This is a genomic window from Rahnella contaminans (assembly GCF_011065485.1).
In the GTDB taxonomy this organism is placed as follows: Bacteria; Pseudomonadota; Gammaproteobacteria; order Enterobacterales; family Enterobacteriaceae; genus Rahnella; species Rahnella contaminans.
Genome location: NZ_JAADJS010000001.1, coordinates 1,590,980 through 1,600,827 on the forward strand (window position 1 = coordinate 1,590,980; position 9,848 = coordinate 1,600,827).

Annotated in this window: 6 protein-coding genes and 1 other RNA gene; 3 read left to right on the top strand and 4 right to left on the bottom strand. The window is 54.6% G+C overall.

What is annotated here, in order from left to right:
• Positions 1-247 precede the first annotated feature (247 nt).
• Positions 248-634, top strand: coding sequence for a helix-turn-helix domain-containing protein (locus GW579_RS07065; RefSeq protein WP_104921314.1), 387 nt, complete (start codon positions 248-250; stop codon positions 632-634).
• Between the two features lie 126 nt (positions 635-760).
• On the opposite strand, the gene ompC is transcribed toward GW579_RS07065, so the two are convergent.
• Positions 761-1,888: a porin OmpC gene (ompC, locus tag GW579_RS07070; protein WP_152324338.1), complete on the bottom strand. Its 1,128-nt coding sequence runs from the start codon at positions 1,886-1,888 to the stop codon at positions 761-763.
• A gap of 769 nt (positions 1,889-2,657) precedes the next feature.
• Between ompC and GW579_RS07075 the strand changes: the two genes are divergently transcribed.
• Positions 2,658-4,646 (top strand): DUF4034 domain-containing protein, encoded by a 1,989-nt coding sequence (locus GW579_RS07075; RefSeq protein ID WP_165058255.1) that lies wholly within the window; start codon positions 2,658-2,660, stop codon positions 4,644-4,646.
• A 111-nt stretch (positions 4,647-4,757) separates the two neighbouring features.
• Positions 4,758-4,839: non-coding RNA, RtT sRNA (locus tag GW579_RS07080), on the top strand.
• A 208-nt stretch (positions 4,840-5,047) separates the two neighbouring features.
• On the opposite strand, the gene GW579_RS07085 is transcribed toward GW579_RS07080, so the two are convergent.
• Genes GW579_RS07085 through GW579_RS07095 form a run of 3 tightly spaced genes read right to left on the bottom strand, consistent with a single transcriptional unit; the run spans position 5,048 to position 9,840 of the window.
• Positions 5,048-6,217 (bottom strand): beta-barrel domain-containing protein, encoded by a 1,170-nt coding sequence (locus GW579_RS07085; protein ID WP_152324340.1) that lies wholly within the window; start codon positions 6,215-6,217, stop codon positions 5,048-5,050.
• 17 nt (positions 6,218-6,234) lie between these two features.
• A complete protein-coding gene (locus tag GW579_RS07090; protein WP_165058257.1) occupies positions 6,235-8,412 on the bottom strand; it encodes a type I secretion system permease/ATPase in 2,178 nt (725 codons plus the stop codon).
• A 48-nt stretch (positions 8,413-8,460) separates the two neighbouring features.
• A complete protein-coding gene (locus GW579_RS07095) occupies positions 8,461-9,840 on the bottom strand; it encodes a TolC family outer membrane protein (RefSeq protein WP_165058259.1) in 1,380 nt (459 codons plus the stop codon).
• Between the last annotated feature and the right edge of the window lie 8 nt (positions 9,841-9,848).

Genomic DNA, 9,848 nt, shown 5'->3' on the forward strand with positions numbered 1-9,848 from the left:
GTAAGAACTTCGTCATTTTGATCGTTCTTATTCTCGTCGGGATTGTTGTGGTTGACGATGGCATAGCGCGGTTAATTCACTGGATCCTGCTACGTTAACATGATGGCCCGCCAGACGACGCGCGTCGTTCTGCCCACCGGGCCATTTCTGCAAGTTGTCTGCTCCGCCATCAACTGAGCAACACCTGCCACGCCATCATGGCGAAGTCGTGTATAATAGCGGTATTCAACCTTAATACAGACTGGTTATGGCTCAAGACATTCATATCGCTATCGTCTGCGCACTCAGCAAATGGATTGAAGGCCATCTTGGTCGCGTCATCCATCTTGAAGAACTGGCTGAGTATTCAGGCTATTCGCTTTGGCACATGCAAAAATTATTTAAAGAATCGACAGGTATTTCTCTGGGGAAGTACATCAGGGAACGCCGTCTGGCGAGCGCTGTTTATCAGCTGAGCAGCAGTGAAACCCCGATTTTTGATATCGCGATGGATTTCGGGTTTGGCTCGCAGTCGCATTTTACCTACATGTTCCGTAAGCGTTTTAACATCACGCCTCATGAATTTCGCCAAAACCCGAACATCGAACTCGACGTTTCTCCCCCGCTTCATCTGATCCATCAGAAATCAGCCTGAGAATCGTAGCCTTACAGTGACAAAAAACGCGGCCATCAGAGGCCGCGTTCTTTTACTGCTTTTTTGACTGCTTGTACTCAAGTCTTGCAAAAACAAAGCGCTATTCTGTGTCTGAGAAAGGCACGCTTAGAACTGATACACCAGACCTACCGCGGTAACGTCATCGGTGTTGATACCGGCGTTATCGGTGAAGGTGCTGCTGTCGATCAGGTTGATTTTGTAGTCAACATAGGCCGACATGTTTTTGTTGAAGTAGTAAGTCGCACCCAGGTCGACAAATTTCACCAGATCCTGATCCTGGTAGTTGTTGCCCAGACGGTCGGTTCCTAAATCTTTACCGCGCGTTTGGTTATAGGCGACGAACGGACGCAGGCCGAAATCGAACTGATAGCTTGCGTAAGCTTCGAAGGCCTGTGACTGGTTAGCATAACCATAAGCTTCTGAATCGGTAGAACCGAAACGGGAAGCGTTGTAAGCCTGAGTAAACATCGCTGCAAGATAAACGTTGTTAGCGTCATATTTCAGACCGCCGGTGTAACCTTCCGCTTTTTTACCGTCGCCCATGATGCCAGGAGCGGTATTTTGCTCATCAGTACGGTCAGAATTGAAGAAGGCACCCGCCACGCTGACGCCCGCGCCAATATCGTAGCTCAGGGACATCCCGTAACCGTCGCCGTTCTGCGTCAGCACATCACGTGTACCAGGCTCGCCGCCACCGCTGTCATTTTTGCCCTGATATTGCAGAGCGAAGTGCAGGCCATCCACCAGCCCGAAGAAGTTGTCGTTACGGTAAGTCGCAACGCCGTTGGTACGCTGATAAAGGAACTGGTCAGCACCGTAGGTGGAACCATCGAACTCTGGCTGCATGTCGGTCCAGGCGGCTACGTCATACATGACGCCATTGTTACGACCGTAGTCGAAGGAACCCATATCGCCAAATTTCAGACCGGCAAAACCGTAACGGGTAAAGGCGCGGTCACCGTCATCTGAGCTTTCGGCCTGGTTGGCCTGAACCTGATATTCCCACTGGCCGTAACCGGTCAGCTGGTCGGTAATCTGCGTTTCGCCTTTGAAGCCCAGACGGATGTAGCTCTGATCGCCGTCATTGCCCGCGTTGTTTGAAAAGTAATGCAAACCATCAACTAAACCGTAAAGGTCCAGTTTATTACCATCTTTATTATAAACTTCTGCCGCACTTGCTGAGCCTGCAACCACTAACGCAGGGATCATGAGTGAAAGAACACGGAGTTTCATTTTTCTGTCCTCGATAGGTGTCGGACCGTGCCACTGAATGTAAAGTACACGTTTTTTTACTGCTTTAGATATTGCATAACGCTTGTATGAATTTTGGCCCGACATGGCAAATCCATTCTCTGGATATAATTACTATTAATCCAGAAAGAAAATGATACGAAATTAGTTAAGACATTTCCTATTTATTAGAAGGTGTAACAATTTATTAAAATTGAGCATTTTTAGTGCCACTGATAATTGTTAAAATAAAGCACGCAAAGCTAATTTAATAATAATTACAATAAAAACAATAGAATACACATGATACTTACCGCACTAAGTGATAAAGCAACTTCCTCCTAATAATATATACTCCCTCTCGCTATCATCATTATTTGTTATTCTATTACCCTCATTCCCCGTCTTGTGGAAACAACAGCCGACCCTTAGTGGTCGGTTTTTTTTTGATTTTTATAAGAAATAATAACTTAATGTGACATTCATCACTTAATTATATCGCGCACAACAAGTACTTTTCTCCATAATTACCTCACAGTTTCTCCATTATTCACACCCCGATTTTATTAATAGTTGATATCTAATCCTAGGAATTATTAAGGAATTTCCGGATTATTATTAATCGATATTGTGGAGAGGGTTTATTGGTCAGCGACGGTTCAGATCCGTTACTATAGATAAAGTCAGACCAATCCCGCTGATCGCCTCAGGGGAGACAGGTACACTGCCGGTGCCACGCAAGATCTTATTTTTCAACTGTTCAGGGAACCCCATGCCACAACAGGACCAGCCAGATAACATCTCCAAAGCCAGAATGCTTCTGGCAACCCGCCGTTTTCTCAAACTCGACGAGTGGCTGTTGTCACATATGCGTAGCTGGCAGAATCAGGGCGAAAGCCACAGCGATTACGGATTATTAATGCATCCGTCCACGCTGTTTGGCGGCACGGAGTTCCAGGCACTGAATCCGCTGGAGATCCTCAGCGACTGGGCGCAGCAATGTCCGCAGAGCTATCACGCGCATGTTTTACTGGGGATGGTCTGGCACGAAAATGCCTGGATGATCCGTCAGGCACCCAATGAAGAAGACATTGAAGATCACCAGTGGCTTGGTGCCCAGCTCTGCTGCGATTACGCCGTGCTGGCTTTCCTGAAAGCCATTGAGCTGCATTCCCGCCCGACCCACGCTTTCCGCCATATGATGAATCTCAGCGGCGGCTTCGGTGAACCGTACTGGCTTAAATCTTTATTCGCCGGTGAAATCCCCAAACCGCTGCATGAGAAGTTCTCGATTCAGGGCAGCGAAATCTGGCAGGCGGGTATCGCGCACATCCATGCGCTGGGTTTTGAACCTGCGACACACTGGCCGCAGTCATTGCCTGCCGCCCTGCAACAAACCCGCAAAGCGGACGACGAAGCGCTCAGTTACTGGCTGCGCATGGCGATGTCGGTACGCCACGCGGACGTCGGCACGATGGAATCCTACCTTTTATTCCATTCCGCATTCTGGGGCGGCAGCGATGAGCAGCAGATGCTGATCATCGACGGCCCGCTCTGCGCGGAATTCAGTGACAATGAGCGCAACCAGTTCCGCGCAAATGCGCTGTGCGATGCCTTATCCGGCGAAATCGCGGACCGGGAATCCCCGCGAGCCGCGCAATTACAACAACAACTGGCTGGTTTACTTGCACAACCACTGGAGCCCGCCACCCGCGTCCGTTTGCTGGATCTGGCCGGGATCTGCATGGCGTACTGGAAGGATGACGATCAGGCGGGGCTGGCGGTTTATCAGGATCTCTTCGCGGTTTCCCCGCAGGCGATGCCCGGTCATTTTGCCGCGCTCTTTATTTCCCGCGCGGTGCTGGCGAATGGCCATCAGGAAGGATTGCCGGTTCTGACGCACTTGCTGACCCGTGCGCTGAGTCAGGCCACCGATCCGGTGCTGGTCAGCTTTGCCGCTGCCGCGTTGCAATATGGTTTGTACGGATTGCCCGCCAGACCAGAGCTGAGCAGCGGATTAATGGAACACGCCTGGTCTATGATGCAGCAATCCGGTGACGAACAGCCGGTGAAAGATCTGGTCACACTGGCGCACGACATGGCGATCAACGACGATCTGGACGCCGCGCATTTCCTGATGACCGAAATGGCCCGTCACGGCAGCGCCATTCACTGCTACGAACTGTACTTTTTCTACCGCAACGGCTGGCATCAGGATGTGCCGGAGCAATATCACAACGACAGCAACGCGATGGATTGCGTGCTCAGCGCCGCACGCTCCGGGCTGGTGCCCGCCATGTTTACCTGTGCCAACGCCCTGCGGGAAGGCCTTGGCGCAGAGCCGGATTACGAGCAGGCCATGCATTGGTATCAGCGCGCCGCCGACGCCGGACATCTTTCCGCCGCCTACTTCCGCGCCAGCTGTGCGCTGGATAACGGCACAGAAGCGGAAAAACGTCTCGCCACCGGCCAGTGGTTACCCGAAATTCTGCATAATCCTGCGCATCCCGATCGCGCCGAAGCCGCCTACACGCTGGGCATGGCGTGGCTGACAGGCACCGGCACAAAGAAAAACCGTTACACCGCCAGCAAGTTTATTGAGTTTGCTCTCGAACTGAATCCCGAATCCGAAGCCACCAGACAGGTGCATCAGGATCTCAACGGCTCACTGCGGGCACGCATGAATTTATGGCAGGATAAACGGAAAGCCGAAGTGGAAGATCCGGTGGCGGAGTTTCGTTTGCAGGAGCCGCTGCAATAGCGGGTGATATTTTGGGCTCGCCGCCCAATCCGGGCTTAAATTCAAAAACGGAATGGATTTATCTTTTAGATAAGTTTATTGGCGTGCTCAAAAATGGCACCGAATGAATGGTTCGAGACCAGAGGCTCGAGCCGAGCGGAGCGAGACAACGTCACGTAGTGACGGCCCGAAGGGCGAGGCCGTAGGCCGAGTAAACCTGAAATTCGGGAATCGCGCAGCGATGACATTTTGCGCCACCCACAATTGCGTCAGAACATGTCCGTCGTGCCCGCAAAACGCGCAGTGAAAGAGCCCGGGGGGTCTTGGGGGGCGGCGGCGATAAGCCGTCCCCCAAGTCGGTGTGGGCCGACGCCCGCGACCTTGAAGTTGAAGTTGAAGCCACACAAGCAACGCCCTCCTCCTCACCGCTCCCTCAGAGACTCCTTCACTTTATTCAATGGTTTAATCAGATAATCCAGAACACTTTTCTGCCCTGTTTTGATATCGACGTTCGCCACCATCCCCGGCACAATCGGGAACTGGCGTCCGGCTTTATTGGTCAGGAACGCCTTATCCGTCCGGACGTAAACACGGTAGTAATACTGATCGCGCTTCACTTCATCCTGCAAGGTGTCCGGCGATACGCCTTCGACTTTGCCTTCGAGGTCGCCATAAATCGACGAGTCATAGGCCGAGATTTTTACCGTGGCCGGTAATCCTGGCCGGATGTAGGCGATGTCACGTGGGTTGATGCGCGTTTCGATCAGCAACTGGTCTTCAATCGGGACAATTTCCATCAGCTTGCCGCCCGGCTGGAGTACGCCGCCGACGGTGGAGACCTGAATGTCTTTTACGATGCCGTGAACCGGCGAATACAACTCGGAACGGGTGACCTGATCCTCTTTACCCGCCATGACCTGCAACTCTGCATCCAGATCAGCGTTATTTTTCACCTGCTCTTCGCGCGCACGCACCGCGTACTGGTTGGTCGCATCGTCGATTTTGCCACGCAGTTCGCTGGCCTGACGTTTCAGGCGGATGACTTCCACCTGCCCCGCGGCACCTTTGGCGACCAGCGGCTGGGTCATGTTGATTTCGTCATTCACCAGTTTGAGGGACTGATTCAGGTTGGTCACCGTCTCATCACGGTTCTGTTTACGCGACAAATAAAGCTGACGTTCGCGCGCCACCAGTTCCGGGGATTTCATGGTTTCCGGGCTGAATTTCAGCGGCGCACCGGTCAGTTCCGCGCTCAGACGTTCAGAAGACGCGCGAAGGGTTCTGACGCGTGAGGCCGCTTCGCCGTAGTTTGATTGCGAACGGGTCGGGTCGAGTTGTGCCAGGAGCTGGCCGCGGCTGACGACCGAACCTTCCTGCACCATCAGTTTTAAAATCACGCCGCCGTCCAGAGAATCAATCTGCTGCGCTTTGCTCGACGGTGTCACTTTACCGGTACCTACCGTCACTTCATCCAGCACGGCAAAACGCGCCCAGATGAAAAAGACCAGCAGACTGCCGAGCGTAACCCAGATAATCCACGACACTTTCCGGCTTTCGGCTTCCAACTCATCATTCAATGTTACGTGTGCCATGCGGGACCCTTAGCAGCTCAGGCTGCGCCCTGTTTGGTTTCAGCCACCACCGCCGCGGCCGGAGCCGGTGTGTTGGTGGCGGCAGTTGCCAGAATTTGATCCCGTGGCCCGTCGGCAACCACCCGTCCGTTATCCATCACCACAATTCTGTCAACCAGTTTGAGCAGCGCCGGACGGTGCGTCACCACAATCAGCGTGCGTCCGACCAGCCAGGCGTGAAGCTGGCGGATCACGTAATCCTCAAGCTGTTCATCCATCGACGCGGTCGGTTCATCGAGCAATACCACCTGCGGATTTCGTAAAATCATGCGGCTGAGCATCACCATCTGGCGTTGGCCGCCGGACAATCCGCGCCCGCCTTCGTTGATGATTTTGTCGAGGCTGGAGGCATCGGCCTGCACCATCGACAACGCGCCGCTGATGCGCAGTGCCTGCAACATTTCCTGATCGGTCGCATGCGGATACCCGAGCATCAGGTTCTGGCGCAAGGTGCCGAAGAACAGCCGCGAATCTTGCGACAGATAACCAATCTGGCGGCGGATATCTGCCGGTTCGACTTTGGTCATATCAACGCCATCAATCAGGATTTTGCCCTGCGACGGGCTGGCCTGGCCGGACAGCAATTTCAGCAACGTCGATTTCCCTGCCCCGACTTTGCCCAGAATCGCCACGCGTTCGCCGGGTTTGATTTCCAGCTGACCAATGCCGAGCACGTTCGGCGAATTCTCTTTGTCGTAGGTGTATTGCAGATTGCGCACGTTGAAATGACCGCTCAGCGTCGGGCAATGCGACAGCTCCGCATCAGCGGGCCGGTCAACCGGTTTTTTCAGCAGCTCATCCAGCCCGCGCATGGCGCTTTTCGCATGCTGCCAGCGGGAGAAGACCATCGTCAGCTGCATTAATGGCGCGATGGTCCGTGAGGAAAGCATGCTGCTGGCGACCAGCGTACCGGTAGTAATATCACCGCTCAGCACCAGATAGACCCCGAACACCAGCATGCCGCCGTAGGTCAGTTGCTGAACCGTCGATGCCCAGCCGGTCAGGCGCGCGCCCCACAAACGTTGCTTCATACCCACGGCGGCGCTGACTTCATGAGTCTGCTCCCACTGACGCTGGAAATACGCTTCCGCCTGCAAGGCTTTGATGTCTTCAATGCCTTCGATGGTTTCCACCAGCACGGCGTTGCGCAGCGCACTTTCACGCATGCCTTCTTTCGCCAGTTTTGCCATCGGCCACTGGATCAGAATGCCGGGGATAACAATCAGCGGGATAGCCAATAGCGGGATGATCACCAGCGGGCCGCCGATGAAAAACATGATGCCGAGAAACAGCAGGACAAACGGCATATCGGCGGCGGCGCTGACCGTGGTGGATGTCAGCAGTTCGCGCACCTGATCGATTTCACGCAGCTGGGAAATAAAGGAGCCGGTGGATTTTGGCCGGTCGTCATTTTTGATGCTCATCGCCCGCACGAAAAACAGCGATGAAACCTTGAGGTCAATCTTTTTGCCCATGAGATCCGACACCAGCGTACGCATCAGGCGGATGATGTATTCCATCCCCGCCGCCAGCACCACGCCGAAGAACAGTACCCACAGCGTCGGGAAAGATTGCGCCGGGATCACCCGGTCGTAGACCTGCATGGAGAACAAAATCCCCGCCAGTGCCAGCACGTTACCCAAAACAGAGGCTAGCGAGATTTCTGCGATTTTGCGCCCGGAACCGCGGAAGTTTTCCCAGAACCAGTGTTTTTTATGCGGCTGAACAAACTGGTCGATACGCTGATCGCGCCCGCGCGGCGCGACGCCAACCAAAAAGACCGGGCCGGTGCTTTGTTCAAGCAGCGTTACCAGCTCGGCCGAACGCAGTAAATCGCCACCGTCGCTCAGCCAGTAATCAACGTTGCCGTCGTCATGCAGCTGTTCAAGAACCGCAATACCACCCTGCTCCAGCGTAATAACGGCAGGCAAAACTTCCTGCCGCCAGCGTACCTGATTCCAGCTGACCATGCCGATTTGCAATCCCATCAGGCCGCTCAGGCGATCAAGCTGACGGCGTAACGGCTGATGTTCGAACCAGCGCATTTGCTGGCGAAGAAAAAGAGGATCTGCTGGTTTACCGAATGTTTCGGCCACGCGCCCCATGGCGCTTATCCAGACGTCGATCGACAAAGGTGTTGCTGCTTCATTGCTCATTTCAACCTCGTTATCGAATGCTTCTGGCTTCTCCCGGCGGCTCTGTTTTTACAGCGCCGGGAGGGTGTCACCGGATTGTTTCTGGCGGTCAATGCCCAGCATATCGACCAGATTATCGACCGCTGCGGCGTAACGCACCGTGGCGTCCCAGCCGTCGTACAGCGCGCCAATACGCATGGTGTCAGCCTGAAAAACGTCCTGCTCCACGCTGAGCAAATCGTTCAGGCTGCGCTTGCTGAGTTTGTATTCATCCTGATACACGCTGCGGGTGTGTGTGGCGCTGGAATACTGTTCCTCGCCTGCCACCTGCCGCTGCTGGCCGCCAATCATGTCGGCATAGGCGGTGGAGGCTTTCTGGTTGATATCCAGCTTGGCTTTTTCCACATCCGCCTGCGCCGCCTGACGCTGACCTTCCGCCGCACGGACTTTGGCGCTGACCGCACCGCCCTGATAGACCGGCGCATCCACCGCCAGCTGGAGCTGATCGTCCCAGTACGAACCGCTGCCACCGTTATTGTCATAACGCGTGCGCCCGGCCTGAACTTTCACTGTCGGCCAGTGCTGCGCTTCGGCCTGATTGACCTGCTCAATCGCCGCCTGCTGCTTGGCCTGCGCCGCGCGCACCAGTGTGCTGTTTTCATAAGGGATTTTGTCGAGAGTGACTTTCTGATTGAGCAGACTTTCAGGCAGATCCGGCAGGTCGCTGGACACCACACCGGTCAGTACGGTCAGTTGCGCCTGTGAGGAACGCGCCTGCGCACGGTATTGTTCGACGGTTGCCCGCATCCCGGCGATGCGGGTTTCCGCCTGCAAGACGTCAGACTGAGAACTCAGCCCGGCGTCGGCGCGCAGTTTAGCGGTATCCCTGACGCGGGTCAGCGATTCGATATTGTCCTGAGACGCCAGAACCAGCGCCTGATAGCGTTTGACCGACAGATAGGCCTGCATGGTGCTGAGCGCCACATCGGTCATCGTGCTGTAAAGTGAAAACCGGTAAGAGTCCGAAAGGTACTCCTGCTCGCTGATACTGCCGTTGGTTTTCCCGAAATCCCACAGCAGCTGGCTGAGCTGAATGCCCGCCGACCCGTTGCTGCTCTGATCTCCGGATGCATACGTCTGACGGGATTTCCCGCCCGCCCCTTGCAATGAAACCTGCGGATACCACGCACTTTTCGCCGCATCCAGATTCCCGCCGCCTACGCGGATTTGCGCCGCCGCCTCCGCGATTTGCGGATTTCGCGCAAACGCCCGCAAGATGGCATCCCGTAATGTCAGACTGGCGCGCATCTCTTCCGTCGGTGCCGCCTGCCAGTTAAATTCCGGCTGTTTAACCGCCGCCACAACCACATTGAAATTCCCTGTTAACCCGGTCAGGCACAACGTGCCCAAGATAACGGCCACAGGCCGTATCACTTTCTTATTTTTCATTACCGACA